The sequence below is a fragment of the Pedococcus sp. genome (assembly GCF_036000045.1).
In the GTDB taxonomy this organism is placed as follows: Bacteria; Actinomycetota; Actinomycetes; order Actinomycetales; family Dermatophilaceae; genus Pedococcus.
Genome location: NZ_DASYGF010000008.1, coordinates 1 through 26331, shown reverse-complemented (window position 1 = coordinate 26331; position 26331 = coordinate 1). Strand labels below are relative to the sequence as shown.

29 protein-coding genes are annotated in these 26331 nt (G+C 71.0%); 15 read left to right on the top strand and 14 right to left on the bottom strand.

The annotated features are described in order from the left end of the window. A partial coding sequence (locus VGN50_RS01310; protein ID WP_414694504.1) for an LUD domain-containing protein occupies positions 1–743 on the bottom strand: 743 nt, incomplete at its 3' end. After that, the gene (locus tag VGN50_RS01305; protein WP_327442830.1) at positions 740–1483 is read right to left on the bottom strand and encodes a (Fe-S)-binding protein; all 744 of its coding nucleotides are present in this window, start codon (positions 1481–1483) and stop codon (positions 740–742) included. The genes VGN50_RS01310 and VGN50_RS01305, both read right to left, overlap by 4 nt. Positions 1484–1596: 113 nt before the next feature. On the opposite strand from VGN50_RS01305, the gene VGN50_RS01300 reads away from it, so the two are divergent. Beyond that, the gene (locus tag VGN50_RS01300; RefSeq protein ID WP_327442829.1) at positions 1597–2898 is read left to right on the top strand and encodes an alkaline phosphatase family protein; all 1302 of its coding nucleotides are present in this window, start codon (positions 1597–1599) and stop codon (positions 2896–2898) included. Beyond that, positions 2895–4034 (top strand): alkaline phosphatase family protein, encoded by a 1140-nt coding sequence (locus VGN50_RS01295; protein WP_327442828.1) that lies wholly within the window; start codon positions 2895–2897, stop codon positions 4032–4034. The genes VGN50_RS01300 and VGN50_RS01295 overlap by 4 nt, the downstream gene beginning before the upstream one ends. A gap of 36 nt (positions 4035–4070) precedes the next feature. Here the strand turns inward: VGN50_RS01295 and VGN50_RS01290 are convergent, their stop codons facing one another. After that, positions 4071–5183 carry a glycosyltransferase family 4 protein gene (locus VGN50_RS01290; RefSeq protein WP_327442827.1) on the bottom strand — a complete coding sequence of 371 codons (1113 nt, stop codon included), beginning with the start codon at positions 5181–5183 and terminating at the stop codon, positions 4071–4073. A 179-nt stretch (positions 5184–5362) separates the two neighbouring features. Between VGN50_RS01290 and VGN50_RS01285 the strand changes: the two genes are divergently transcribed. Then, a complete protein-coding gene (locus VGN50_RS01285) occupies positions 5363–6052 on the top strand; it encodes a response regulator transcription factor (protein ID WP_327442826.1) in 690 nt (229 codons plus the stop codon). On the opposite strand, the gene VGN50_RS01280 is transcribed toward VGN50_RS01285, so the two are convergent. The 3 genes from VGN50_RS01280 to VGN50_RS01270 all read right to left on the bottom strand — a co-directional run bounded on the left by VGN50_RS01280 (position 6000) and on the right by VGN50_RS01270 (position 9737). After that, positions 6000–7427, bottom strand: a complete 1428-nt coding sequence (locus VGN50_RS01280; RefSeq protein ID WP_327442825.1) for a HAMP domain-containing sensor histidine kinase — start codon at positions 7425–7427, stop codon at positions 6000–6002. The genes VGN50_RS01285 and VGN50_RS01280 overlap by 53 nt on opposite strands. A 295-nt stretch (positions 7428–7722) precedes the next feature. Beyond that, positions 7723–9087, bottom strand: coding sequence for a sensor histidine kinase (locus VGN50_RS01275; RefSeq protein ID WP_327442824.1), 1365 nt, complete (start codon positions 9085–9087; stop codon positions 7723–7725). Further along, positions 9084–9737 (bottom strand): response regulator transcription factor, encoded by a 654-nt coding sequence (locus tag VGN50_RS01270; protein ID WP_327442823.1) that lies wholly within the window; start codon positions 9735–9737, stop codon positions 9084–9086. The genes VGN50_RS01275 and VGN50_RS01270 overlap by 4 nt, the downstream gene beginning before the upstream one ends. 60 nt (positions 9738–9797) lie before the next feature. Between VGN50_RS01270 and VGN50_RS01265 the strand changes: the two genes are divergently transcribed. The 3 genes from VGN50_RS01265 to VGN50_RS01255 are packed head-to-tail and all read left to right on the top strand — an operon-like array spanning position 9798 to position 12842. Further along, positions 9798–10970, top strand: coding sequence for a hypothetical protein (locus VGN50_RS01265; RefSeq protein WP_327442822.1), 1173 nt, complete (start codon positions 9798–9800; stop codon positions 10968–10970). Beyond that, complete coding sequence (locus VGN50_RS01260; RefSeq protein WP_327442821.1) at positions 10967–12013, top strand: ATP-binding cassette domain-containing protein; 1047 nt, start codon at positions 10967–10969, stop codon at positions 12011–12013. Before VGN50_RS01265 ends, VGN50_RS01260 begins: the two co-directional genes overlap by 4 nt. After that, positions 12000–12842, top strand: a complete 843-nt coding sequence (locus VGN50_RS01255) for an ABC transporter permease (RefSeq protein ID WP_414694501.1) — start codon at positions 12000–12002, stop codon at positions 12840–12842. Before VGN50_RS01260 ends, VGN50_RS01255 begins: the two co-directional genes overlap by 14 nt. Before the next feature lie 3 nt (positions 12843–12845). Here the strand turns inward: VGN50_RS01255 and VGN50_RS01250 are convergent, their stop codons facing one another. Further along, positions 12846–13142, bottom strand: coding sequence for a hypothetical protein (locus VGN50_RS01250; RefSeq protein ID WP_327442818.1), 297 nt, complete (start codon positions 13140–13142; stop codon positions 12846–12848). 182 nt (positions 13143–13324) lie between these two features. Between VGN50_RS01250 and VGN50_RS01245 the strand changes: the two genes are divergently transcribed. Next, entirely contained in the window at positions 13325–14953 is a 1629-nt protein-coding gene (locus VGN50_RS01245) for a glycoside hydrolase family 13 protein (RefSeq protein WP_327442817.1), read from the top strand. A 49-nt stretch (positions 14954–15002) separates the two neighbouring features. On the opposite strand, the gene VGN50_RS01240 is transcribed toward VGN50_RS01245, so the two are convergent. From VGN50_RS01240 to VGN50_RS01225, 4 genes are read right to left on the bottom strand one after another with little or no spacing between them, the layout of a single operon-like run. Beyond that, positions 15003–15599 carry an urea carboxylase-associated family protein gene (locus tag VGN50_RS01240; RefSeq protein WP_327442816.1) on the bottom strand — a complete coding sequence of 199 codons (597 nt, stop codon included), beginning with the start codon at positions 15597–15599 and terminating at the stop codon, positions 15003–15005. Then, positions 15596–16279 carry a guanitoxin biosynthesis heme-dependent pre-guanitoxin N-hydroxylase GntA gene (gene gntA / locus VGN50_RS01235; RefSeq protein WP_327442815.1) on the bottom strand — a complete coding sequence of 228 codons (684 nt, stop codon included), beginning with the start codon at positions 16277–16279 and terminating at the stop codon, positions 15596–15598. The genes VGN50_RS01240 and gntA overlap by 4 nt, the downstream gene beginning before the upstream one ends. After that, on the bottom strand, positions 16263–16760 hold the full coding sequence (locus tag VGN50_RS01230) for a hemerythrin domain-containing protein (protein ID WP_327442814.1): 498 nt from the start codon (positions 16758–16760) through the stop codon (positions 16263–16265). Before VGN50_RS01230 ends, gntA begins: the two co-directional genes overlap by 17 nt. A 45-nt stretch (positions 16761–16805) precedes the next feature. Continuing rightward, positions 16806–16961, bottom strand: a complete 156-nt coding sequence (locus tag VGN50_RS01225; protein ID WP_327442813.1) for a DUF6131 family protein — start codon at positions 16959–16961, stop codon at positions 16806–16808. A gap of 131 nt (positions 16962–17092) precedes the next feature. Between VGN50_RS01225 and VGN50_RS01220 the strand changes: the two genes are divergently transcribed. The 3 genes from VGN50_RS01220 to VGN50_RS01210 are packed head-to-tail and all read left to right on the top strand — an operon-like array spanning position 17093 to position 19489. Next, positions 17093–17389, top strand: coding sequence for a WhiB family transcriptional regulator (locus VGN50_RS01220; protein ID WP_327442812.1), 297 nt, complete (start codon positions 17093–17095; stop codon positions 17387–17389). A 60-nt stretch (positions 17390–17449) separates the two neighbouring features. Beyond that, a complete protein-coding gene (locus VGN50_RS01215; protein WP_327442811.1) occupies positions 17450–17845 on the top strand; it encodes a hypothetical protein in 396 nt (131 codons plus the stop codon). A gap of 42 nt (positions 17846–17887) precedes the next feature. Then, the gene (locus VGN50_RS01210) at positions 17888–19489 is read left to right on the top strand and encodes an NAD(P)/FAD-dependent oxidoreductase (RefSeq protein WP_327442810.1); all 1602 of its coding nucleotides are present in this window, start codon (positions 17888–17890) and stop codon (positions 19487–19489) included. A gap of 75 nt (positions 19490–19564) precedes the next feature. Here the strand turns inward: VGN50_RS01210 and VGN50_RS01205 are convergent, their stop codons facing one another. After that, positions 19565–20032 (bottom strand): SRPBCC family protein, encoded by a 468-nt coding sequence (locus VGN50_RS01205; RefSeq protein WP_327442809.1) that lies wholly within the window; start codon positions 20030–20032, stop codon positions 19565–19567. A gap of 123 nt (positions 20033–20155) precedes the next feature. Here VGN50_RS01205 and VGN50_RS01200 point away from each other — a divergent pair, with 123 nt between their 5' ends. Together VGN50_RS01200 and VGN50_RS01195 are read left to right on the top strand one after the other, a co-directional pair. Beyond that, positions 20156–20779 (top strand): DUF2231 domain-containing protein, encoded by a 624-nt coding sequence (locus tag VGN50_RS01200; RefSeq protein ID WP_327442808.1) that lies wholly within the window; start codon positions 20156–20158, stop codon positions 20777–20779. A 113-nt stretch (positions 20780–20892) separates the two neighbouring features. Beyond that, the gene (locus VGN50_RS01195; protein ID WP_327442807.1) at positions 20893–21714 is read left to right on the top strand and encodes a sigma-70 family RNA polymerase sigma factor; all 822 of its coding nucleotides are present in this window, start codon (positions 20893–20895) and stop codon (positions 21712–21714) included. 7 nt (positions 21715–21721) lie between these two features. On the opposite strand, the gene VGN50_RS01190 is transcribed toward VGN50_RS01195, so the two are convergent. Both VGN50_RS01190 and VGN50_RS01185 read right to left on the bottom strand, forming a co-directional pair. Then, the gene (locus VGN50_RS01190; RefSeq protein WP_327442806.1) at positions 21722–22351 is read right to left on the bottom strand and encodes an FMN reductase; all 630 of its coding nucleotides are present in this window, start codon (positions 22349–22351) and stop codon (positions 21722–21724) included. After that, positions 22348–23439 carry an LLM class flavin-dependent oxidoreductase gene (locus tag VGN50_RS01185; protein WP_327442805.1) on the bottom strand — a complete coding sequence of 364 codons (1092 nt, stop codon included), beginning with the start codon at positions 23437–23439 and terminating at the stop codon, positions 22348–22350. The genes VGN50_RS01190 and VGN50_RS01185 overlap by 4 nt, the downstream gene beginning before the upstream one ends. 119 nt (positions 23440–23558) lie before the next feature. Between VGN50_RS01185 and VGN50_RS01180 the strand changes: the two genes are divergently transcribed. From VGN50_RS01180 to VGN50_RS01170, 3 genes are all read left to right on the top strand, one after another. Beyond that, positions 23559–24587 (top strand): MFS transporter, encoded by a 1029-nt coding sequence (locus VGN50_RS01180; RefSeq protein WP_327442804.1) that lies wholly within the window; start codon positions 23559–23561, stop codon positions 24585–24587. 30 nt (positions 24588–24617) lie between these two features. Then, the gene (locus VGN50_RS01175) at positions 24618–25673 is read left to right on the top strand and encodes a chorismate-binding protein (RefSeq protein WP_327442803.1); all 1056 of its coding nucleotides are present in this window, start codon (positions 24618–24620) and stop codon (positions 25671–25673) included. Continuing rightward, on the top strand, positions 25670–26331 hold a 662-nt coding region (locus tag VGN50_RS01170), incomplete at its 3' end, for an aminotransferase class IV (RefSeq protein WP_327442802.1). The genes VGN50_RS01175 and VGN50_RS01170, both read left to right, overlap by 4 nt.

Here is a 26331-nt window from a genome sequence, read left to right as displayed (position 1 = left end):
CGGCCGTTGCCCTCGGACTCGACGACGACCAGCGTGCCCGTTTCTGCCACAGCGAAGTTCGCGCCGGACACGGCCATCCGGCTGGCCAGGAACTTCTCGCGCAGGTGCAGGCGCGCGGCGGACGCCAGCGCCGCCGGGTCGTCGGTCAGTCCCTCCGGCGCCGGCCTGCCCGCCCCGGACATCCGGTCGAGGAAGATGTCGCGGATCTCGGAGCGGTTGCGGTGGATGGCCGGCACCAGGATGTGGCTGGGCAGGTCGTCGCCCAGCTGGACGATCAGCTCGGCCAGGTCGGTCTCCCACGCGGCGATGCCGTGGGCGGCGAGAGCCTCGTTGAGCCCGATCTCCTGGGTGGCCATCGACTTGACCTTGACGACCTCGTCGGCGCCGGCGGCTCGCACCAGGGAGACGACGATGTCGTTGGCCTCCAAGGCATCGCGGGCCCAGTGCACGACCCCGCCGCGAGCCGTGACGTTGGCCTCGAGCTGTTCGAGCAGCTCCGGGAGCCGGGCCATCGTGTCTGCCTTGATCGCCGACCCCGCCGCTCGAAGCTCCTCCCAGTCGGGCATCTCGGCCACGACCTGGGCGCGCTTGGCGCGGATCGTCGACGTCGCGTGACCCAGGTTGCGCCGCAGCCGGGTGTCGGCCAGCGCGTCGTGCGCTGCCGCGGGAAACGGACGCGTCCCGGTGAGCTGACCTACGGAGGTGTCCGCCGCCGGGCCCGGCATACCGAGGAAGGTGCTCATGAGGTGCTCGCCAGGATCTCGGCCAGGTGGACGGGCCGCACCCCGGTCCGCAGCCGCGACAGGCCTCCACCGATGTGCATGAGGCACGACACATCGCCCGCGGTGACGACCTCGGCGCGAGTCGACAGCACCGACGACATCTTGTCGGCCAGCATCGCCGTGGACGTCTCGGCGTTCTTCAGCGAGAACGTGCCCCCGAAGCCACAGCACACGTCGGCAGCGGGGAGCTCGACCAAGTCGATGCCCCGCACCGCGCGCAACAACGCCAGAGGGGCCTCACCCACCTGCAGCAGCCGCAGCGAGTGGCACGTCGGGTGGTAGGTCACCCGGTGCGGGTACGACGCGCCGACGTCCGTCACGCCCAGCACGTCCACGAGCAGCTGCGACAGCTCGTACGTCCGCACCGCAACGGCGGCGGCCCGTCTGGCCAACGCCTCGTCGCCTGCCCGACGGGCCACGATCGCATGCTGATGGCGCACCGAGCCCGCGCACGACCCTGACGGCGCCACGACCGCGTCGCACCCGGACGCGAGCGCCGCCTCGAACACCTCGACGTGATGGCGCACCAGACCGACCGCGTCCCCCTGGTACCCGGTATTGGTGTGCATCTGGCCGCAGCACGTCTGGGCCGATGGAAACACCACCTCGTGACCCAGTCGCTCCAGCACCGTCACCGTGGCCTTGCCCACATCCGGAAACAGCACATCTCCCAGACACGTCACGAACAACGCGATCTTCATGAGCGGGACCTCCCTCCGGTCTCCGCACGCTACCGCCCGTCGACGGTGAACCAGAGATGAACGATCGCTGAAGGGCTTGGTATGACCGGGCCGCCCGCCTTACGGTCGGGTGCGTGATAGTGACGCGGCGACAGTTTCTTGGCGCTGCGGCTGTGGTGGGGGGCACCGCCGCGCTGGCCAGCGACCCGTTCTCCAGCCGACTGCCGACGGCCTCGGCGGCGACCACGACGCACTCGACCACGACAGCGCTGCCGCACCCGGCTGCCTCGGGGATCGACCACATCGTGGTGGTCATGATGGAGAACCGGTCCTTCGACCACTTCATGGGCTGGCTGCCCGGCGCGAACGGCAAGCAGTCCGGGCTCACCTATGTGGACCGCTACGGCATCTCGCACTCCACTCACCACCTCACCCAGCCCGCGAGCTGCGGCCACCAGGACCCCGACCACTCCTACGAGGGCGGGCGGATCCAGCTCAACGGGGGACGGGCTGACGGGTGGCTGCGCGCGGGCGAGGACGACCTGCTGCCCATCGGGTACTACGGGCAGTCCGACCTCGCCTTCCTCGGGCAGGCGGCGCCTCGGTGGACCGTGTGCGACCAGTACTTCTCCGCGGTGATGGCCGAGACCTACCCCAACCGGTTCTACATGCACTCGGCCCAGACCGACCGGCTGCACAACTCCACGGTCACTTCGACGCTGCCGACGATCTGGGACCGGCTCGCCGGGGCCAACCTGACCGGGCGCTACTACTTCTCCGACATCCCCTTCGTGGCCCTGTGGGGCACGAAGTACGAGTCCATCGCCAAGCCGTTCGCCACGTTCCTGTCGGATGCCGCGGCCGGGACCCTGCCCGAGGTCAGCTTCATCGACCCGCGGTTCGAGGACGAGGCGTCCGGCTCATCCTCGGACGACCACCCCCACGCGGACATCCGGGCGGGTGAGCAGTTCCTCGACGAGGTCTACCGCGCGGTGACCAACGGCCCAGGCTGGGCGCGCACGCTGCTCGTGGTGAACTTCGACGAGTGGGGCGGGTTCTTCGACCACGTCGCGCCCACCACTGCTCCGGACGTCAGCTCCACGACCGCCCTGCGAGGGTTCCGGGTGCCTGCCCTGGTGGTGTCGCCCCGGGCGCGCCGGGGCTACGTGGCCCACAACACCTACGACCACACCTCGGTGCTGAAGGCCATCGAGTGGCGTTGGGGACTGCCCTCGCTGAGCCCTCGCGACGCGGCCGCCCGCAACCTCGTCGAGGTGCTCGACTTCTCTCGCCCTGCCGATCTCACCGCCCCGTCGTTCACCCTGCCCCCCTTCGTCGCCACGGCGTGCGCCCCGGCGCCCCTGTCGGGTCCGGAGCAGGGGGAGTGGCCGGCGTTGCGGGACAAGGCGATCGCCGACGGATGGAGCCTGGCATGACGACTATGACCTCTCGCGTGAGGCGCCTGCCTGTGGTCCTCGCCGCGCTCGCCCTGCTCGTCGCCGGGCTGACCGTCGCGCAGCTGCAGAGCAGCAGCGCGTCGACCGGCGGCCTGAGCGCCTACGTCCCGCCCGTCAAGCACGTCTTCGTCGTCAACATCGAGAACAAGGGCTTCGACTCCACCTGGGGGAGCGCGTCCGCCGCGCCCTACCTGTCTCAGACGCTTCGGTCCCAGGGCGTGCTCCTCAACACCTACTACGGGACTGCGCACAACTCCCAGCCCAACTACGTCGCCCAGATCTCGGGGCAGGGCCCCAATGAGCAGATGCAGGGCGACTGCCAGGTCTACTCGCAGTTCGCCGGGACCGGGACTGCGGCTCCCGGCCAGGCTGTGGGGAACGGCTGCGTCTTCCCCGCCTCGGTGCCCAACCTCACCGACCAGCTCCAGAGCCACCAGCTCACCTGGCGCGGGTACATGGAGGACATGGGCACGCCCTGCCGCCACCCGGCCCTGAACACGCAGGACCCCACGCAGAAGGCCAAGCCCGGCGACCAGTACGCCGTGCGGCACGACCCGTTCATGTACTTCGCCGCCGTCACCGGCTCGCCCACGTGTGCGCAGCATGTGGTGGACCTGAGCCAGCTCAGCAGCGACCTGGCCTCGACCTCGACCACGCGCAACCTCACCTACATCACGCCCAACCTCTGCCACGACGGGCATGACGCCCCCTGCGTGGACGGCCAGCCGGGCGGCCTGACCAGTGTGGACGCGTGGATGAAGGTGTGGATCCCCAAGATCCTGGCGTCCCCGGCATACAAGACGGATGGGATGCTGGTCATCACCGCGGACGAGTCGGACGGTCCGCAGACCGACGCCACCGCCTGCTGCGGTGAGGGACCGGGTCCCAACACGCCGCTGCCGGGGATCTCCGGCCTGGGTGGCGGGCGCGTCGGCGCGCTGGTCCTGTCGAGGTACGTCCGGCCGGGCACGTGGAGCACCACGTCGTACAACCACTACTCGCTGCTCGCCAGCATCGAGGACATCTTCCGGCTGCCCTACCTCGGGTATGCCGCGAGCCCGGGCCTGAACCGCTTCGGCCTGGACGTCTACAACGGTGGGTGGACCACCCCCTAGCCCCTCGGCCGCCCGAGGCTCAGGTGGGAGAACCTCTCAGCGTCGGGCGGACAGCATGCCGGGGGCGCCGGCCGGGCTGTCCGGGACCCGTCCCGCGGCGGTCGCGTAGGCATGCTCGGCGCGCCAGAGGTGGTCGGACCAGTCGAACGCCGGCCGCTGCGCACGGTTGTGGCTGACGATGTCGGAGCGCAGGGCGCTGTCGTTGCACAACCGTGCGAGGGCCTCGACCATGCCGCTGTCGTGGTGGGCGAGCAGCCCGTCGACCTCGTGGGTGACGAACTCGGGCACCCCGGTGGAGGCATGGGCGACGACGGCCAGTCCTGAGGTCCGTGCCTCGAGCGCGGCGATCCCGAACGACTCACGGGTGGCCGGCGCGACGAAGATGTCGGATCCCCGATAGAGGGTGCGCAGCTCGGCGTGGCTGAGGCCCCCCGGCGTCTCCACCCACGACCCCATGTCCCACCGCGCGATCCGGTCGCGGACCTCTTCGAGGAGGGGCCCCTCGCCGGCAAGCACCGCACGCAGGCCCACCTCTGGCGGCACCAGGGCCCGGACCTCTCGCAGCATCCCGAGCAGGGGGATGGGGCGCTTGCGCCGCACCATCCGCTGCACGCTGACGATGGTGACCTCGGCCCGGGGCTCGGCAGGCTGGGTGCTGGGGGCCCACAGTGCCGTGTCGACGGCGTTCGGGAGCAACAGCACCGACTGTCCGCCGAGGGCGCGTTGGACCGGACCGGCTGCGGCCTCGGACACGGCCGCCCACTGGATGGGCATCGACGGCCAGCGTCGCATCTTCGCCACGGTGGCCACGATCGGCCAGGCGTTCCCCCACATCGAGTGGACGGTGGCGACGACGGGGCGCGCCTGCGCGGCGGCCACCTCGGTGGAGCGCAGGGTGAGGGGAGAGAACGCGGAGACGTGGGCGTGCACGCAGTCGGCCCAGCGGACCAGGCTGCTGAGCTCGGAGATGCTCCGGCTGACGACGACACCGGTCTCGGGGTCGGCGCCGGTGGCCCCCTGGCGGGGCGTGCGGGTCAGGACGGTCACCTCGTGGCCCGCAGCGGCCTGCCGGGTGGCCAGGGACTCCACGAAGACCTCGATGCCGCCGACGGTGGGGGAGTAGGTGTCGGTGACGTGCAGGATCCTCATGCGGCGGTCCTCATGCGGGCGGTCCTCATATCTGTCGAGTCACTGATCGTGCACCATCAAGTCTGAGCGCTCCTGGAGCGACACGCGGCCCCACTCGCTCAGGACGGGCTCAGGTTCTCGGGCGCAGGGTGTGACCAGCATCCTAGGCTGGCTGGGAAGCCCAGGACGGAGGAGCCACGGTGCGCGTGCTGCTGGTCGAGGACGAACGAGCCCTCGCGGAGACGATCCGCCGGGGTCTGACGAACGAGGGCTTCGTCGTCGACGTCGCCCACGATGGCGTCAGCGGTCAGTGGATGGCCACGGAGAACCCCTACGACGTCATCGTCCTCGACATCATGCTACCCGGGCGCAACGGGTACGACGTCCTGCGCAACATCCGCGAGCTGCTCATCTGGACCCCTGCGCTGATGCTCACGGCCAAGGACGGGGAGTACGACCAGACGGACGCGTTCGAGCTCGGTGCCGACGACTACCTCACCAAGCCCTTCAGCTTCATCGTGCTGGTGGCCCGCCTGCGCGCGCTCGTGCGCCGGGGTGCGCCGGTGCGTCCGGTCACCCTCACCGTCGGCGACCTGGTGCTCGATCCGAACACCCGCATCGTCAGTCGGGGCGGCCAGCGGATCACGCTCACCGCCAAGGAGTTCGCCGTCCTGCAGTTCCTCATGCGGCACCCCGAGGACGTGCTCTCCAAGGCCGAGATCCTCGACAACGCGTGGGACCACGCCTTCGACGGCAGTGACAACATCGTCGAGGTCTACATCGGCTACTTGCGCAAGAAGATCGACGTGGCTTTCGGAGTGCAGTCCCTGGAGACGGTCAGGGGGATGGGGTACCGGCTGATGCCCGTGACGGTGGGGACGGCGCCCTGAGCTCGTCGGCACTGTCACCGACCGAGGGCAGCCGCACCTCGAAACGGCACTGACCCGACGGGGTCTGGGTGGCCACCACGTCGCCGCCGTGAGCCACGACGAGGGTCCGGGCGATCGCGAGGCCCAGGCCGCTGCCGCCGGTGTGCCGCTCGCGCGACTCCTCGAGCCGCCGGAACCGCTCGAACACCGCATCGCGGTCCGCGAGCGGGATGGGTGGTCCGTCGTTGTCGACCTGGAGTACCACCCAGTCCCCTCGCGTGGACACCGACAGCGTGATGGTCCCGACCGTATGCCGGGCGGCATTGTCGACGAGGTTGCGCACCACCTGCTCCAAGCGTGCCCGGTCGCCCACGACCCGGGCGGCCTCGATGGAGGCGCGGACGGGGCTGTCGCCCGTAGCGCGGAGCCGGCGGACCTCGGCGTCGACGATGTCGTCGACGTCTACCTCCTCGAAGGCCAGCTGCACACCGTCGTCGGCCCGCGCGAGCGTCAGCAGGTCGTCGACGAGGCGTTGCATGCGCAGCACCTCGGAGCGGATCAGGTCGTCCCGCTCGGGGTCAGGATGGTGATCGCCTGCGGTGGACACCTCGATCGCGGCGCGGATCGTGGCGAGGGGGCTGCGCAGCTCGTGGGAGGCGTCGGAGACGAACCGGCGGGTGGTGGCATCGGCCTGGTCGAGCCTCGCGAGCATCTGGTTCATCGTCCTGGCGAGGCGGGCGATCTCGTCTCCGGACGGTGGCACCGTGATCTGACCGCGGCCCCGCGCCTCGGTGATCCGGTCGACCTCGCGGCGGATGCGCTCGACCGGTTCCAGCGCCCGGCCCAGGATGCGGCTCATGAGCACCACGAGCAGCGCCAGCAGCGCCAGGCCCCCGAAGCCGAGCAGCAGGGTCGCGGTACGGACGCTGTTGGCCTGGACGTCCAGCGGGGCTGCCACCACCACGACATACGGCGTGCCCGTCTTGCTCCGCACGCCCCGGGCGGCGATCGCATACGGCTCGCCTACCTCCCCGGGCAGCCCGGTGACCTGCTGGGTCACGAGGTGGCCCGGGCCGGGGGTGAGATCGGTCAGCGGCGCGTTCTGGCCCGCCGGGTCCGACGCGGACACCACCTGGTGCTGCCGGTCGACGAGCTGCAGCAGCATGCCCTGGCTCGGCGCGTCCTGGATGGCCTGGCCGGGGGCCTCCTCGCCTGACGTGATCACCGAGGCGATGTCGTTGGCCTGCTGCCTTGCCGACTCCTGGGCGGCGGAGTAGAGGATCCGGTCCAGAGCCACGGCATACGCGGCGACACCCATCATGATGGCGAGCGTCACCGCCGCGGCCGACAGCACGAGGACGCGCCGGTGCAGCGACCAGCGCTCCCACGATGCCACGAGCCGTCCGCCCTTCCTCTCGGGTGCGGAGCCATTGTCTCGCACCCCAGAAGGGCCGGGGAACCGAGGCGTCCGGGTAGGGGGCCCCGGACGCCTCGGCCCACGCACGCGTCGAGCGCGTGCGTCCTCGTCCTCCATCGTGACCTGGGCAGGCGTCTGGTCGCGGCGGGATCGGGCGAGGGGCCTGGCCGGCCTCACGAACCCGGCGGGCAGCTGGGAGCCGGAGTCGCGCGGTGGGCGGTGGTCATGCCGGCCAGCGTGGACGACGCCCGCTGAGACCACCCTGAGCGGGAGCTCAGCCCGTGCCGAACTCGACGACCGCCTTGAGACCCGGTGCGCCGTCCTCCAGCCAGACTCGGGCGCCATTGCGGCGCAAGAGCTCTCGGGTGATCGCCAGGCCGAGCCCGCTGCCTCCCGAGTCTCGGGCCCTGGCCTCGTCCAGCCGGGCGAACCGGTCGAACACCCGCTCCCGCTGTGACTCGGGGACCCCGCTCCCGTCGTCGCGGACGACGAGTGCGGGGGCGCCGGGAGTTCCCTCCACGGTGACCGTGACCTCGTGGGCGGCGTGGCGCACCGCGTTGTCCACGAGGTTCGCCAGGGCGCGCTGCACGTCCTCGCGGGCGGCGAGGGCGACCGCATCCTCGGGGCGGCCGCGGCGTGATGGGCCACGGCGCACGGGGACGCGAGCTCCGGCATACCGCCGCACGACGTCGTCGACGACGTCGACGAGCCGCAGCTGCTGCGTGGTCGGATGGGGTGCATCGGGGCCGCTGCGAGCCAGCATGAGCAGGTCCTCGACCAGCTGGGTGAGCCGTTGCACCTCGGGGAGCAGGTCGCCCGGCAGGTCGCCCCCCTCGCCGACGCGCTGGGCCACCTCGAGCTGGGTCTGCAGCGAGGCGAGGGGGCTGCGGAGCTCATGGGCCGCGTCGGCGACGAACGCCCGCTGCGTGTCGTTGGCGGCGGACAGCCTGCCGAGCATCTGGTTCAGCGTGGTGGCCAGGGCGCTGATCTCGTCACGGCTCGCCAGCACGGGCAGGCGTTCGGAGAGGTCGGCGGAGTCGCCGATGCGCTCAGCGCCCTGGCGGAGCCGGTCCACGGGCCGCAACGCCATCCCGATGACCCGGAACGCGATCAACCCGATGAGTGCGAGGAACAGGGGGAAGAAGACCAGCAGCAAGGTGCGCACCACCCGCCGGCTGGTCTCCAGGTCGGCCGTCGGCACCGCGGCGACGACGAGGACGCGACCGGCTGCCGCCCCAGCCGGTACGCCGACGACCAGTAGGGATCCGCTGGCACCGGTGCGGCTCGCTGGGACCTGGAGCACCTCTCCGTCGGCGAGCCGCCGCCGCTCGGGGTCGGTGACCAGCGAGGTGAGGCGGTCGGCCGTCGCGGAGCCGCTCAGTACCCGGTTGCGGCCGTCGAGCACCTGCACCACAAGGGCCCCGCTGACCGGGACCGGGTCGGGCAGCCTGCCGGCGTCGACCAGGTGAGCGACGTCGGTGGCGCTGGAGCGTGCCTCCCGCTCCGCGGAGGAGTGCAGCGTGGCGTCCGCAGCGGCATACAGCAGGGCTCCGCCGACGAGGAGGGCGCCGGCGACCCCCGTGAGGCCGATGACCATGAGCCGGGCACGGATGCTCAGGCGGCCGAACCAGCCGGTCACGAGCGCAACCGGTAGCCGACGCCGCGGATCGTCTCGATCCGGTCCCTGCCGAGCTTGCGGCGCAGGTACCCGATGTAGACCTCGGCGACGTTGCCGTGGACGCTCTCCGACCCCCACACGTCGTCCAGGAGCGACTCTCGTGTGACGACCGCGGGATGGCGGCGCATGAGGTGGTCGAGGACGAGGAACTCCCGGCGCGACAGGTCCACCGGCTCGCCATCGACCTCGACCCGGTGCGAGGAGGGCTCGAGGCGCAGACCACCCACCTCGAGGACGGTCGCACGGGGCGTCGCTCCGCGGCGCACCAGGGCACGCAGGCGAGCCAGGAGCACGACGAACGAGAAGGGCTTGGTGAGGTAGTCGTCCGCGCCGTAGTCGAGACCGTCCGCCTGGTCGTAGTCGCCGTCCTTGGCCGACAGCATCAGGACGGGCACCCAGTTCTGCTCCTCGCGCAAGGTGCGCACCACCGAGTACCCGGACAGGCCGGGCAGCATGATATCGAGGACGACCGCGTCGTAGCCGCCGAAGCGGGCCGCCTCGAGTCCCCCCGGTCCGTCGTTCTCGATGTCGACGACGAACCCCTCGGCGCGCAGGCCCTTGGCCAGCGCGGCAGCCATCCGGGGCTCGTCCTCGACGACCAACAGGCGCACGCCCACACCTTCGCATGCCTTCTCAGCACCGTCTCACGAACCAGGGCCATCCTTGCGGCCATGAGCATCTTCCTCGACCATCCCCGTGCCCGGTGGGCGGTGCCGGGCGCAGTGCTGGCCTGCATCGCCGCCGGTGGGCTCGTCACCAACCAGGTGGCGAGCGCTGCCCCGAGCCTGCCGCCGCGCTCCGCGGCGCAGCTGCTCGTCGACGTCCAGAAGGCTCAGCTGTCGGGGCTGTCCGGCACCGTGGTGCAGACGTCCAACCTGGGCCTGCCCGACCTCCCGGGCATGGGTGCGGGGCTCGGAGGCGGCTCGTCCTCACTGACGTCCATGGTCACCGGCACCCACACCTGGAGGGTCTGGTATGCCGGGGCCCACCAGGCGCGCGTGGCCATCCTGGGCAGCCTGGGCGAGTCCGATGTGATCCGCAACGGCCGTGACGTCTGGGTGTGGTCGAGCAAGGACAAGACCGCGACCCACACGGTGCTCGCGCAGGGCGGGGTCCCCAAGGGGGCAAAGCCGACACGGGCGCCGGCCCAGACCCAGACCCCGATGGGGCTCCCCGTGTCGCCGCAGGCCGCGGCTGACCAGGCGCTGGCCGCCCTCGACCCCAGCACCTCCGTCACGACCTCGGCGACGACCAGCGCCGCCGGCCGCGATGCGTACGAGCTGGTACTGAGCCCCAAGAGCAGCACCACTCTGGTGTCGCAGGTGCGCATCGCCGTCGACGCCACCGAGCACATCCCGCTGCGCGTGCAGGTCTACTCCACCAAGTCGGCCAACCCGGCGTTCGAGGTCAGCTTCAGCCAGGTCGACTTCGCCAAGCCGGATGCGTCGCGCTTCACCTTCAACCCGCCGCCCGGCACGAAGGTGACCGATTCCGCGGCGCCCACGACACCGACCACGAGGCCGGCCGAGAAGCCAGCGAGTGCCGCGAACGGTCTCAAGACCGTCGGCACCGGCTGGTCCACCGTTGTGGTGGGCACGGTTCCGCAGCAGCTGGCGAGCCTCAGCCCCGGTCCGAACCCGCAGCAGTCGGGAGGCGCCCGTACTGACCGCAGCGTCGGCCAGCTCATGGCGGTGCTCCACAACCTGCCGCGGGTCTCCGGTGCGTGGGGGAGCGGCCGGCTGCTCAACGGGACACTGTTCTCGGTGCTGCTGACCGACGACGGCCGGATGGCCGTCGGCGCGGTCCCCGCCGCCCAGCTGTATGCCGCGTTGCTGGCGAAGTGACCGGCCAGATGACCGGCGCGACGACCGAGGTCGCCGACCGGCGCACCCGCCCCTGGCGCCCGCAGCCGGCGGCCCTCGGAGCCGCTGCACCGCCTGACCGCGAGTCGCTGGCCGTGCAGACGCACGGGCTGACCAAGCGCTTCGGCTCGCAGGTCGCCGTCAACGACGTGGACCTGTCGGTGCCTCGCGGGGCCGTCTACGGCTTCCTGGGGCCGAACGGCTCGGGCAAGACGACGACCATCAGGATGCTGCTCGGGCTGGTGACGCCCAGCGCAGGGACGCGCGAGGTGCTGGGGCTCCCCATCCCGCAACGGGCCGGCGAGGCGCTCCACCGGGTCGGGTCGCTGGTGGAGGGCCCGGCGTTCCACCCCTACCTGTCCGGCCGGGCCAACCTGCTCCGGCTCGACGCCGCCGACGTACGCGCCGACCCGCGTACCGCAGCCCATCGCGTCGACGCCGCACTGGACCGGGTGGGGCTCCTCGCGGCTGCCACCAAGCGCTACCGGGCGTACTCCCTGGGCATGCGCCAGCGGCTCGCGATCGCCGCGGCGCTGCTCGCCCCGCGTGACCTGCTGGTCCTCGACGAGCCGACCAACGGGCTCGACCCGCAGGGGACCCGCGAGGTGCGCTCGCTGATCGGCTCGCTGGCCGGTGAGGGCACCACAGTCTTCGTCTCCAGCCATCTGCTGTCCGAGGTGGAGCAGATCTGCACCCACCTGGGCGTGATGCGCGAGGGACGCCTCGTGGCCCAGGGCGGCGTCGCCGAGGTGCGAGGCACCGGCACGGCGCGCCTGAGGCTCCAGACGGCTCAGCCTGCCGACGCCGCGCGCGTCCTCACCGGGTTGGGGGTGACCGAGGTGACCGTCGACGAGGCTCCGGACGGGACCCTCGTCACCGGCATACCGGGTGCTCTGGCGGCGGAGGACATCGTGGACGCGCTCGTGCGCGGATCGGTGGGCGTCCGGTCGTTCACCGTCGGGGTCCCCAGCCTGGAGGACCTGTTCGTCTCGCTCACCGGGGAGGGCTTCGATGTCAGTGGCTGAACGTCCGTCGTGGCTGCCGTCCACCCGGTTGCTGCGCTCCGAGCTGCGCCTGATCGCCGGCCGGCGGCGCAACCAGGCCGGTCTGGCGGTGCTGGCCGTGGTGCCGATCGTCATGGCCATCGCGGTCAAGTCCTCACGGCCCGGCGGCAACGACGGCGGCCCGGACTTCGTCTCCTCGATCACGTCCAACGGCCTCTTCGTGCCTCTGGCCGCGCTCGGGATCGAGATCACCATGTTCCTGCCCCTGGCGATGTCCATGCTCTCCGGTGACGCGATCGCGGGGGAGGCCAACATCGGCACCCTGCGCTACCTGCTCACCGTGCCGGTGGACCGGACGCGCCTGCTGCTCGTCAAGTACGCGTCACTGTGCATCGGAGCGGTGTGGGGGGTCTGCGCCGTCGCGATACCGGGGGCCATCGTGGGGATCGCGCTGTTCGGGACGGGTCGGCTGACCACCCTGTCCGGCGACCAGATCCCGTTCGGTGCCGCAGTCTGGCGCCTCGTGCTGGTCATGCTCTATCTCAGCGCGTGCCTCGCCGCGCTCGCGGCGGTCGGGTTGTTCATCTCTACGCTCACCGAGCAGCCCATCGCGGCCGCCATCGCGCTGATGATCTTCACGATCGTGTCGTGGATCGCCGACAGCGTGTCCCAGCTCGGCTGGCTGCATCCGTGGCTCGTCGTCCATGACTGGCTGGGCTTCGGCGACCTGCTACGCAACCCCATCGCCGGGTCGACCGTGGGTCATGGCCTCCTGGTCGACCTCGGGTATGCCGTGGTGTTCTGGTCGCTCGCGTGGGCCCGGTTCTCGGGCAAGGACATCACGAGCTGAGGCTCAGAGCGGCTCGCGGGGGTCGCTCCCTGCCGGGTGGTCGAGGTCGCTCAGCACGGCCGCGAGGCACGAGTAGCGCCGCAGGGGGGAGAGCCGGGACAGGCACCAGAGCAGCCGCGCGGGCGCCCGGCGACGGATCAGTGAGGCCTGTAGCTCGTCGATGGTGGCGGGGAACAGGCTCGGGGCCAGGAAGTCGGCCAGCTCGAGGCGGAGGGTCTCCTCGGTCACGACGACGTCGCCCGGGGCGTCGCGTGGGACGTCGCCGGAGGCGTGCAAGCGGGGAACAGTGGGAGTCGACATCGACGCCCCCTTCCTGTGGACCGGGGCGCGCCTCGATGCGACGACCCTCAACCGGATGGGATGCCCGGTGGTCCGTTCATCGAACCTCGATATTGGCCAAGAAATAGTAAAGATCTGCCCAAGGTGATGGAAAAACCGCAGATGGGGGACCTGCTGCGGCCCGCTGGCTACGCTGAGGACCCATGCAGTGGTGGCGGCACGCGGTGATATACCAGGTCTACCCTCGCAGCTTCGCCGACGGCAACGGCGACGGTGAGGGCGACCTGCCCGGCCTGCTGGCCAGACTGCCCTACCTCGCCGACCTCGGCGTGGACGGCATCTGGATCAGCCCCTGGTACCCCTCGCCGATGGCCGACGGGGGCTACGACGTCAGCGACTTCCGCGACATCCACCCGATGTTCGGCACGCTCGCCGACGCGGATGCCGTGCTGCGTGAGGCCCATGCTCTGGGGCTGCGCGTCATCACGGACCTCGTGCCCAACCACACCTCCGACGAGCACCCATGGTTCCGCGCGGCCCTGGGGGCCGCGCCGGGGTCGCCGGAGCGCGCTCGCTACTTCTTCCGCGACGGAAGGGGTGACCACGGCGAGCTGCCTCCCAACAACTGGATCAGCGCGTTCGGGGGGTCGGCGTGGACCCGGGTCGAGGAGGCCGACGGGTCACCCGGGCAGTGGTACCTGCACTCGTTCGCCGCCGAGCAGCCCGACCTCGACTGGAGCAACGCGAGCGTCCTGGAGGACTTCGACGCCATCCTGCGCTTCTGGTTCGACCGTGGTGTCGACGGTCTGCGCATCGACGCGGCCCCGGCCATGGCGAAGCAGCCGGGCCTGCCGGACGCCGACTATGGGGGAGTGCTGCAGTTCCGGACGGTGGACTGGGTGGACAACCCGCACTGGGACGTCGACAGCGTGCACGACATCTTCCGGCGCTGGCGAGCCATCGCCGACACGTACGCCGGCGATCGCGTGTTCGTCGCCGAGGCGGTGGTCAATGGTGCCGAGCGGTTGAGCCGGTACCTGCGCCCGGACGAGATGCACACCGCGTTCAACTTCCCCTATATGAAGTCGGCCTGGGAGCCGCGCGCCCTGCGCGAGGTGATCGACGCCACCCTGGAGGCCTGCGCGCCGTTGGGCACCGCCTCGACCTGGGTGCTGACCAGCCATGACGAGATACGCCCGGTGACCCGTTACGGACGTCCCACCACGAGCTCGGCCTTCATCACCGACGGCGCGGGGGAGGTGTCTGACCTCGAGCTCGGCACCCGCCGGGCCCGGGCTGCGGCCCTGCTCATGCTGGCGCTGCCGGGTGGGGCGTACGTCTACCAGGGGGAGGAGCTCGGCCTCCCGAACGTCGACGACCTGCCCGACGAGGTGCTTCAGGACCCGATGTTCGCCCGCAGTGGCGGCGCGATGCGGGGGCGTGACGGCTGCCGGGTGCCCATGCCCTGGAGCGGCACGCAGGCCCCGTTCGGCTTCTCGCCCGACGGCGTCGAGCCCTGGCTCCCGCAGCCGGAGGCTTGGCGCGACCTGACCGTCGAGGCCGAGGACGCAGACCCCCGCTCGATGCTCACGCTATATCGGCAGGCGCTGCGGATCCGCCGCGAGACCCAGGGCCTGTATGACGCGGGGTTGCAGTGGCGCCAGGCCCCCGACGGGGTGCTGGACTTCGAGCGCGGCTCGGCCCTGCGGTGCGTGGTCAATCTGTCCGGCCACCCAGTCCCGGTCCCGGCCGAGGCGGTCCTGCTCGCCAGCCAGCCCCTGGAGAATGGCGAGCTGCCCCACGATGCTGCCGCCTGGCTGACGGTGACCTAGCCTCAGCCTTCGACACCCCTGCAGGTGCTGCCCTATGCCGAGGCCCAGCTCAGGTGCGCGAGCCCGGCCTCACCTCGTAGTCGATCGGCTTGCAGACGCCACCGTTGGACTTCTCCGCGGAGCAGGCGGTCAGGCCGACGTGCAGGTCCATCTCGGCCCGCACCACGAACCGTGTGCCGGCGACTGAGGTCGGTGGGTCGATGTGCAGGGTGCCGTCGCGCTCGGTCCAGACGTTCATGAAGATGTTCAGCGTCGTGGAGATCTGGTCCGGCTCGATGCCGAACGGGGCCAGCCCGGTCGACAGGTTCTCGTGACAGCTGGGGTGGTAGGCGCCTTCGAGCTCCGGGTACAGAAGGTCGAAGGTCTGCTGGCTGCACGGGGTCAGGAGGAAGTCGTGCAGGCCACAGGTGTCCTCGACGATCGTCAGCATCGGACGGCTCCGGTTGCTGAACAGCCGGTGTCCCGTCGTCACGTAGACGGTGTCGGAGTAGTCGATGGTGCGCCCGCTCGACAACCACTCACCGTGGTCGGCGGCGTTGAAGCAGAACAGGTCGCTCACCTGGCCGCCGGTGGGATCCACGACCACCAGCTCCTCACCCTCGGCCAGGAGCAGGCCGGTCCCCGACTGCGGGGCGAGCCGCCTCATGAGGCGTTCTCCGCCGCAGGCTCGTCGATGCGGAAGTCGGCGGGCGGCTCCCAGCCCTCGGGCACGAGCCGGCCGGAGTACTGGCGAGCCTCCGAGGACGCGCCGTGGTCGCGCACCATGGGGTTCACGCTGCCCTGCAGCTCGGTGTCGCGTCGCCGGATGGTGTCGCGCATCCGGCTGAAGCGCTCGGAGCCACGCAGCTCCTCGAACTGCTCGTGCAGGTTGAACACCATCGTGGGCAGGGGAGTTCGGCGGGCGATCCGGGAGGCTCTCGGGTGCATCCCGACGACGAAGTACGCGGTGCCGGCGACGCTGAACGCGAAGTGCGGGTCGTCAGGGTCCGGCGAGACCGCCGGGTCCCAGGGCTGGTCGTCGGCCTGGTGCAGCAGCTCCAGCTGCGTCCACAGCAAGGCCTCGAACTCCTTCTCGCTGTGCACCTCCGGCGACCGGAAGACCGCGACCAGTGAGGCGAAGCCCTCCGAGACGTCGGTGGTCTCGGCGAACGCGGCGAGCTGGCGCTGGAGGGTCTGCGCCGCCTCGGTGCTGCCGAGCGCATCGAGCACCACGACCGTCGCACGGTCCCGGTTGAACACTGCCCGCGCTCCAAGGCACGGGTAGTCGGGGTGGAGGACCATCTCCTCCAGAGATTCGGCGATGGCGTGGTCAGGCGATGACTGCATCGACCACCTTCTTCAGCGCGCTCGGCTGGGCGGGGCTCTTGGGCGCCCGCTTCTTCGCGGCCAGCAGCTCGGCTCCCAGCTCCTGCAGTGCCGTGCGGGTCAGGCCCGCCCGCACCTTCGGGAACCAGTCGCTCTCCTCCTCGTCCATGTGGTGACGGACGTTCTCGATGAGGACGGTGGTCTTCGCCTCGAAGCGCTCGTCCTTGGGGCCCATGGTCGACAGCTCCATCACGAGCACATCGGCGACGTGGTGTTCCTCGTAGGACTCGAGCACGTCCTGCTCGAGCTCGGGTAGGAGGCGACGGACGGCCGGGTACATCACCTCGTTCTCGATGTAGGTGTGAGCGGTCAGCAGCTGGACCACCTTGCGGACAATGGCGCCTTTGCGCGCCCGCGTGGTCGAATCCTTCTCGAACTCTCGGAAGAGTTCACGAACTTCCTTGTGGTCATTGCGAAGAATGACGATCGCGTCGGTCGACACGGTTGCTCCTCGTGTGTTGGGGGGCGGCTCTCGCAAGACCTTAGGTCACCAGTAGTGAGTGCGCCCTCCGACTGCGCGACCGGACGCTCCGAGGATCCACAGGATCGCGCCGACGATGATGAGGATCACGCCGATCGTGGTCAGGATCGGGATGCTGGCGAAGTAGCCGATCAGGGCCAGGATGATGCCGAGGATGATCATGGACGTCCTCCCTCTCAGGGTTGATGGCGCCTGGGTCGTCACTGCACTCCGGCGTCGAACCTCTCTTACCCGGGGCGCGCCCAACCATGCGTTTGCCCTGGGCCCGGACGGGGCAAAGGCGGTTCATGGCCATGACTGCTCGACTTCCTCAACCCCTCCTCGACGTCTACGAGTGGCAGGGCCGCGGCGCCTGCCGCCAGGAGGCGGTCGGGCTGTTCTTCGACAGTGACGCCCACCGGGGTGCGAGCCGTGCCGCCCACGAGAACGCCGCCAAGGACGTATGCCGGCGCTGCCCGGTCCTGGCGCAGTGCCGCGCCCATGGGCTGGCGTGTGAGGACTACGGCATCTGGGGCGGGCTGACTGCCAAGGAGCGGGTGGCCATCCGTGCCCAGCTGGACGCCGGCGAGACGGCCGCCCATGCGGCCTAGAGTGTCTTCCGGCGGGATGCGGGTAGGACCCCTGGTAACAACCGACATTGGAGGCACCCCATGACCACCACCACGATCGTCTGGATCGTTCTGGCCATCATCGTCGTCCTGATCGTCGTCGCGATCGTCGCCCGCGCTTCCCGAGGGCGTCGCGAGGAGAGCCGCCGCGCCGAGGCGCAACAGCTGCGCGAGGAAGCGGCGTCAGGTCCGGACCTCGAGCTCCGCCGCAGAGAGGCGGAGGCCGACCAGGCGGAGGCGAAGGCCATGCAGGCCAAGGCCGAGGCTGACAAGTACCAAGCAGAGGCCGAGCGCCGTCGGCAGGGCGCGTCCGGCATCCGTGAGGAGCGCGACGAGACGCTCCGACGGGCGGACGCTCGCGACCCGGATGTCGAGACCGACGAGGACGGGTACCGGATCGACGAGAACGGGCAGCGCGTCGACGGAAGCCTAGACTGAGCGGGCCACTCTCGACCAGCATCGGCCGTTCCAAGGAGTCCCATGACCACTGCGACGGTCGATGCGGTCGTCGTCGGCGCCGGCCCCAACGGGCTGGTTGCCGCCAACGCCCTGGGAGACGCGGGCTGGGAGGTCGCGCTACTGGAGTCGCAGCCGGAGGTGGGCGGTGCCGTCCGCAGCGCGGAGGTGACCGCTCCCGGCTACGTCTCTGACCTGTTCAGCGCGTTCTACCCCCTCGCGGCGGCCAGTCCCGTGATCCGCGACCTCGACCTCCCCGCTCATGGCCTGGTGTGGCGCCAGGCGCCCGACGTGCTGGCACACGTCCTGGACGACGGCCGTGCGGCCGTGCTCCGGCGGGCCCCCCAGGACACAGCCGAGGGGCTCGAGCGGTTCGCCGACGGTGACGGTCAGGCGTGGCTGGACCTCGTCGCGGGCTGGAATGCGGTGCGGGACCCCCTGCTCGATGCGTTGTTCACGCCGTTCCCACCGTTGCAGGGCGCGCGCCGGATGGTGCAGCGGCTCGGCGTCCGGGGGACCGTCGACTTCGCCCGGCTCGCGGCCATGTCGGTCCGCCGGCTCGGGCAGGAGACCTTCGGTGGCGTCGGTGCACCGCTGCTGCTGACCGGCAACGCCATGCACAGCGACCTGCACCCGGACGGCGCAGGCAGTGCCCTGATGGGCTGGCTGCTATGCATGCTCGGCCAGGACGTCGGGTTCCCCGTGCCGCAAGGCGGCGCAGGGCAGCTGGCCCAGGCACTGCTGGCGCGTGCACGCAGCGTGGGTGTGGAGTGCGAGACGAACGCCACGGTGACCTCGGTCGTCACCGAGGGCGGCGCGGCTGCGGGGGTCCGGCTCGCTGACGGGCGCACGATCCGGGCCCGCCGGGCGGTGCTCGCCGACGTCTCGGCACCGACGCTCTACCGCAGGCTGCTGCGACCCGACCAGGTTCCCTCCCGGCTGCTGCACGACCTCGAGCGCTTCGACTGGGACCCGGGGACCGTCAAGGTGAACTGGGCGCTGGACCGCCCCGTCGGCTGGCAGGCCGCCCCGGCGCGGGGCGCGGGCACCGTGCATCTCGGCGTGGATGCCGACGGCTTCGTCGACTTCGCCGCCGACCTGTCCACCGGTCGCCTCCCGCAACGCCCCTTCGTGCTGTTCGGGCAGATGACCACCGCCGACCCGACCCGTTCGCCGGCGGGTACGGAGTCCGCATGGGCCTACACCCACGTGCCTCGCTCGCTGGAGGTGACGGGTGACCTCCTGGAGCGGCACGTGCGGGCCGTGGAGGAGGCCGTCGAACGAGTGGCACCTGGGTTCGCGAGCTCTGTCGTGGCCCGCCACGTCCAGTCGCCGGGCGACCTCGAGGCGGCCGATGCCAACCTCGTGGGCGGGGCGATCAACGCCGGCACTGCCGGCCTGCACCAACAGCTGGTGTTCCGCCCCACGCCGGGCCTGGGTCGTCCCGAGACGCCGATCCCCGGCCTCTACCTGGCGGGCGCGTCGGCACATCCGGGCGGTGGCGTCCACGGGGCCTGCGGGTGGAACGCCGCACGCGCGGCGTTGGGCAACCACGGCCGCCTCGGCGCGGTCCGGCGGGCGCTGGTGCGCACGGCGTGGTCACGCCTGCTGCCGCCGACTCGCTGACCGGGTGCCAGGTCCGCCCGAGCGCCGGGTGCGCCCGAGCGCCAGGTGCGCCCGAGCGCCAGGTGCGCCCGAGCGCTAGGACCGCCCGAGGGCCAGCAGCTCCAAGCGCCGCAACGCCTCGCGGTTGCGCGGAGCGATGAGGGCCTGTCGGACGAGCTTGGGCAGCACCATGCCGGGCCCCGAGCTGGCGTCCTCGTCCATCCGGATGATGCAGCCGTCGTCGACGGGCTCGATGGTGATGGCCACCCGGGCCACCCCGACGGGCCAGGCCTTGGCGGTCAGCACCAGCTCCTCGTGTGGCGTCACGGCCAGCACATGCGTCGTGTCGTTGATGAGCAGGGGCCACAACCCGACCGAGTGGTGGATGCGCGTGTCGACGGCGGGCCAGCCGGCATCCACGTCCCGCACCCTTGAGGCGCCCACGACCCACGCGGCATACAGCCATCCGTCTGCGAGGACACGCCAGACCGCGTCGGGTGTCGCGGAGGTTCGATGCTCCACCGTCACGACGTGAGGGTCCTCCCGTGGGTCATCGGTCGTCATGGGCGTGCTCCTCGTGCAGGCGTAGGTCGTCGGTCGGTGCAGCATCCCTACCCGAACGCTCACCGTGCAACCACGAAGGGCCTGGAACGGTTTGGCTGCGTTCACTCGGGGCATGGCAGAGGTATGACCGCTTCCCCCCACGACCGGCTCCCCGACGCCACTCCGTCAGCAGGAGGTGGGTCTCCGGTCGCGGTGCGCCTGATGCGGGCGCTGGAGCGGTCCGCGGTGCTCGACCGTCTCGGCGGCCCTGTCGGCGCGCTCTCGGCGGTGGCGCAGCCGCCTTGGGCGCGTGACCTGCTGACCGGCAGGGCGCTCGGTCATGCCCTTCATCCGGCCATGACCGACGTCCCGATCGGGCTCTGGAGCTCGAGCCTGCTGCTCGATGTGCTCGGGCACGAGCAGGACCGGCCGGCCTCCCGCCGCCTCCTCGCGGCCGGCCTGCTGAGCGCGGTGCCCACGGTGGTGACAGGGCTCGCTGAGTGGCGCAGCACCACCCGCCCCGAGTCGCGCGTGGCCTCAGTGCATGCGTCGCTCAACGCGGTTTCGGTTGGTCTGTATGCCGGTTCGCTCGCTGCGCGCCGCGGTTCGCCTCGCGCGGGCGTGGCTCTGTCGCTGGCTGCCACGACAGTGGCCACCGTCGCAGGGGTGCTCGGCGGCCATCTGGCCACGGCCCGTAAGACGGGCAGCCGCGACCCTTCGTACCTCGTCGATGGCGTGGGTCCCCAGCTGAGCCGGGGCACGCCCTGAGGAGGCCCGACGTTGCGGTGACCGCAATGTCGTGGTTGTGTAGACCTAGCACGGCATAGCGGTACAAATGGTCCAGCAGTGGCGCCATCCCTCTCAAAGAGAACGGGTGCACCATGACCGACCAGCTGAGTGACCACCGCAGCCAGGACCCGCGCGCCGCCTATGTCGAGGCGACTCGGCAGGAGGCCCATGAGCGAGCCGAGGCCCTGCTCGTCGAGGCCCAGGGATGCCAGGACCCGGAGCGCCGCGAGGAGCTGCAGCGCCAGGCTGTGGTCTTGGCGCTCGACCTGGCTGACAGCGTCGCCTCGCGCTACCGCGGACGTGGCATCGACAGCGAGGATCTCGTCCAGGTGGCCCGGATGGCCCTGGTCAAGGCCGCCCATGGGTTCCGCGAGGGCTGCGGTAGCAGTTTCGCGGCGTATGCCGTGCCGACGATCTCCGGTGAGGTGAAGCGCCACTTCCGCGACTGCGGGTGGGCGGTCCGTCCGCCCCGGCGGCTGCAGGAGCTTCGTGCCCAGCTGATCTCCGAGGAGGACCTGCTGCGCCACCGGCTGCTGCGCGAGCCGTCGGTCGCCGAGCTCGCCCTGGCCCTGGGGCTGGAGCGGGGGCAGATCCTGGAGGCGCGGGCCTGCTCGGCTGCCTACCGCGCCGTGTCGCTCGACGCCCCCGCGGTCGGGGGGCGTCCGCCGATGGATCTCGCCGAGGTCGACGGCGACCATGTCGAGAGTCTCGCGCGGCGCGAAGCCCTGACGCAGGCGATCGCGCAGCTCTCCGAGCGGGAGCGGCTGATCGTCCAGCTGCGCTTCGTCGAGGAGCAGACGCAGTCGGAGATCGGTCTCGCCTTGGGTGTGAGCCAGATGCAGGTCTCCCGGCTGCTCAGCGGGATCCTCGCCCGGCTGCGCCAGCACCTCAGCGACCCGGTGCTGGCCGCCTGAGGCCCGGCTACCGGTCGAGGAGCTCCTCGAACGGCACGGGGTCAGCAAGGCCGTTGGCGCGCCTCAGGGTGGCCGGACGGCCTGTCACGAGGTCGGCAAGCTCGGCGGCCGCGACGTCGATCCGCTGGGACAGCCCCGGTGCTGCAGCGGTCGAGGAGGGGGAGGTTGCCCCGCCCCAGTCCTCCGACGCCGCGAAGACCGCCGTCGGTACGGGAGTCGCCTTGAGATAGACGAACATCGGCCGCATCGCGTGCTCCAGCACGAGGGAGTGACGTGCTGTGCCGGCGGTCGCCGCCAACAGCACCGGCAGGCCGCGGAGCAGCCCGTCCTCGAGGACGTCGAAGAAGGTCTTGAACAGCCCGCTGTAGGACGCCTGGAACACGGGGGTCACCGCGATCAGCGCGTCGGCCTGCGACAGGTCGTCCAGGACCTCACGCAGGCCGCCCGCGGCGAACCCGGTGAGCAGGGCGTTGGCCAGCTCGTGCGCGTGGTCGCGCAGGTCGACCATCGTCACCTCCGCCTCTTCGCCCCGCTCCAGCATGGCGTCCCGGGTGGACGTCGCCAGCCGGTCGGCAAGGAGGCGGGTGGACGAGGGCTGGCCGAGTCCCGCTTGGACGACGACGATGCGACGGGTCACGGGGTCACCGCCTGGCTGTGCGCCGCGACGAGACGGCTGGCGTGCGTGGGCGCGTCGGGGACGTGGGCCGGCTTGCGAGCGGCGGCGATCTTGCGCAGCTCCGGGACGACCTCGGTCCCGAGGATCTCGATCTGCTCCAGGACCGTCTTCTGTGGCAGGCCCGCGTGGTCCATGAGGAACAGCTGGCGCTGGTAGTCGCCCACGTCGTCCGCCATGGCGGCATACCGCTCGATCACCTCCTGCGGTGACCCGACGGTGAGCGGCGTCTCCCGCGTGAACTCCTCCAGGGAGGGGCCGTGCCCGTAGACGGGGGCGTTGTCGAAGTAGGGGCGGAACTCGCGAACGGCGTCCTGGCTCTTGGCGCGCATGAACGCCTGGCCGCCGAGGCCGACGATGGCCTGGTCGGCCTGCCCGTGGCCGTAGTGCTCGAACCGGCGACGGTAGAGGGCGACCATCTGCTTGGTGTGCGACATCGGCCAGAAGATGTTGTTGTGGAAGAAGCCGTCGCCGTAGTACGCGGCCTGCTCCGCGATCTCCGGGCTGCGGATCGACCCATGCCAGACGAAGGGAGGTATGCCGTCGAGCGGCCGGGGCGTGGCGGTGAAGGACTGCAGCGGCGTGCGGTGCCGCCCCTCCCAGGTGACGTTCTCCTCGGTCCACAGGCGCCGCAGCAGCGCGTAGTTCTCGACCGCCAGCGCGATGCCGTCGCGGATGTCCTTGCCGAACCAGGGATAGACCGGACCGGTGTTGCCCCGCCCCAGCATCAGGTCGACGCGGCCGTCAGCCAGGTGCTGGAGCGTCGCGTAGTCCTCGGCGATCTTCACCGGGTCGTTGGTGGTGATGAGCGTGGTCGAGGTCGACAGGATGATCCCGCTGGTCTGGGCGGCGATGAACCCCAGCGTCGTCGTGGGGGAGGACGGCACGAACGGCGGGTTGTGGTGCTCGCCCGTCGCGAACACGTCGAGGCCTACCTGCTCGGCGTGCCGCGCGAGCTCGACGGTGTTCTTGATGCGCTCGTGCTCGCTGATGGTGGTCCCGGTGGTGGGGTCCTGGGTGAGGTCGCCGACCGTGAAGATCCCGAACTGCATCGTGCCCGCTCCTTCGCAAGTAGTTTCAAATTCAACCAGCACAACCGGGTGGGGCCGCTGAGCATTCCCGCCCTTACCACGCGCGTAGTCGCCAGGGCGAGCGGCCATTCAGATCTCGAATGACCGGTTGTGCGGCGCGAGCTGGGCAGTGGAGTCTCCCACTCGAGCCCGTGGGTGGCGTCGACGCGACTGCGACGACGCACGGGCACAGGGGAGCCGGTTGTGGAGAGCGCGGGTTGGGGCGACGCCTCGAGCGTCTACCAGGACGTCAGTCGGGTGCGGATGGTGCGCGGCGAGGGGATCTACCTCTTCGCAGCGACCCGACACGCCGTCAGCAGACCTTCGGCGCGTTCGCGATGGTCGGTTCGTTGGCCGACGTGGCCGGCCCGGCGCTCGCCGGCGTCCTCCTGGCGCTCCTCAGCCCCGGGTGGGTGATCCTCCTTGACGGTGCGACCTTCCTCGTGAGCGCTGCGCTCATCTGGCGGTGCGGCAGCCTGGGCGAGGGCACGGCGCGCGCCGGCGCGACCACCTCCATGCTCGTCGCCATGGCCGAGGGGGTGGGGTTCGTCCGACGCACCCGCTGGCTGTCGGTCGTGATCGTCTCGGCGGCAGTCTTCCAGTTCAGCCTCCTGTCGAGCATCACCGTCCTGGGCCCCCTGGTCGCCGAGCGCAGCCTCGGCGGGCCCACGGTGTGGGCCGCCGTCGTCGCGGCCCTGGGACTCGGTGGTGTGGTCGGGAGCTGGTTGGGTCTGCGGCTTCGGCCGCGCAGGCCCCTGCGCTTCGGTTACTCGGTCATGGTGGTCGGCGCTGGACCCACGCTACTGCTGCTGGCCATCCCGGCCCCGGTCCCGTGGATCGTGCTCTCCGAGCTTGTGGCAGGGGTGGCCATAGCCATCTTCGGCACGCTGGAGAGCACGACGATCTCCCACGAGGTGCCTCAGTCGTTCCTCTCGCGCGTCGACGCCGTCAACCGCTTCGGCTCGATGGGCCTGCGTCCGCTGGGCGTCGCGGTCGTTGCTCCCATCAGCGCCGCCGTCGGCCTGCGACCGACGCTCGTCGGCGCTGCGGTCCTGTCCATCGTCGCGATCGTCGGCCCTCTCGGCCACCGTGAGGTCCGTTCCCTCACCGCGGTGACGGCGCCGTCCTGATGGGTGGGGGCTGGCCCCTAGGATCACGGCGTGGGCGCTGCCGGGTCGGACGCTGCGGGGTCGGACTACGTTCGGTTCGGTTCAGTGGCCGCGACGAAGGCGGTCGAGGTGAGGCACGACCTGGAGGGCCTGGATGCGGGCTTCTGGAGTGTGGTGGCCGACTTCGAGGGGTCGGTCACCGCGGTGCGCTTCGCGCACGTCGACCGGAAGGCCGTCGAGCGGGTTCGGCGCGCGCCTTCGGTTCCATGGAGGCCGCTTCGGGGTGAGTGGTCCACCAGCCTGGACCGCGCGGCATACGTCGCGGGGGTGCATGAGGTGCGCCGCAAGATCGCCGAGGGCACGGTCTACCAGGTGAACCTCTGTCGCGTGATGTCCCACGAGCTGGCCGAGGACGCCGACCTCGAGGGGCTGGCAGAGCTGCTCGAGCGGGGCAACCCGGCGCCGCACGCGGGCCGCCTTCACGTGCCCTCGGCAGGGCTCGACGTGGTGTGCGCCAGCCCCGAGGCGTTCCTGCTCAGGGACGGCGACCGTCTGGAGTCGCGCCCGATCAAAGGCACCGCCACGTCGGTGGAGACCATGCTGCCCAAGGACTACGCCGAGAACGTCATGATCGTCGACCTGGTGCGCAACGACCTCTCGCACGTATGCCGGCCAGGAACCGTCCAGGTCGACCACCTGTGCCGCCCCGAGGTCCACCCGGGGATGGTGCATCTGGTGTCGGCGGTGTCGGGCACGCTGCGCGCCGAGGTGGGCTGGGCCGAGATCTTCGCGGCCACCTTCCCGCCCGGGTCGGTGTCGGGCACCCCCAAGGTCAGCGCACTGCAGACCATCCACGACCTCGAGCCGGCCCGCCGTGGTCCGTACTGCGGCGCCGTCGGCTGGGTCGACGGCGACCGCGGCACCGCGGAGCTCGCCGTGGGTATCCGCTCGTTCTGGGCAGATCGGGACGGGGGCGGCCGACGCTGGCTCCGCTTCGGCACCGGAGCCGGGATCACGTGGGGGTCCGACGCTGAGGGCGAGTGGGAGGAGACCCAGGTGAAAGCCGCGAGACTCGTCGGGCTCGCATCTGGGAAGGTGGAGGCATGAGCGACATCAGGGTCTGGGTCAACGGGCGGCTGACGGGCGTGGACGAGCCGGCGGTCGCCGCGCTCGACCACGGGGTGACCGTGGGCGACGGGGCGTTCGAGACCTGCAAGGTCGACCGTGGCCAGGTCTTCGCCGCCACCCGTCACGCGCGCCGTCTCGACCGCACGCTGGCCGGGCTGGGGCTGCCTGCCGCCGACCACGACTACATCGCCGAGGGCACCAAGGCCGCCCTCGAAGCAGGGGGCACGATCGACTTCGGCCGGCTGCGCTACTCGGTCACCGGGGGAGCGGGGCCGCTGGGCTCCGACCGCGACGACAGCGCGCTCACCTACATCGTCACCGCGGGTGAGCAGCCGCGGCCGCCGGCCAGCGCGACGGTCGCCGTGGTGCCGTGGGTACGCAACGAGCGGTCCGCGGTGGCCGGCCTCAAGACGACCTCGTATGCCGAGAACGTCGTCGCCCTCGCCTATGCCAAGGCCCGCGGCGCCATCGAGGCGATCTTCGCCAACACCCGCGACGAGCTCTGCGAGGGAACGGGTTCCAACATCTTCGTCGTGCAGGACGGGGTCGTGCTGACGCCCCCGCTCGACTCCGGCTGCCTGGCCGGGATCACCCGTGAGGTCACGCTCGAGTGGTGCCGCGAGGAGGGAGTCCCGGT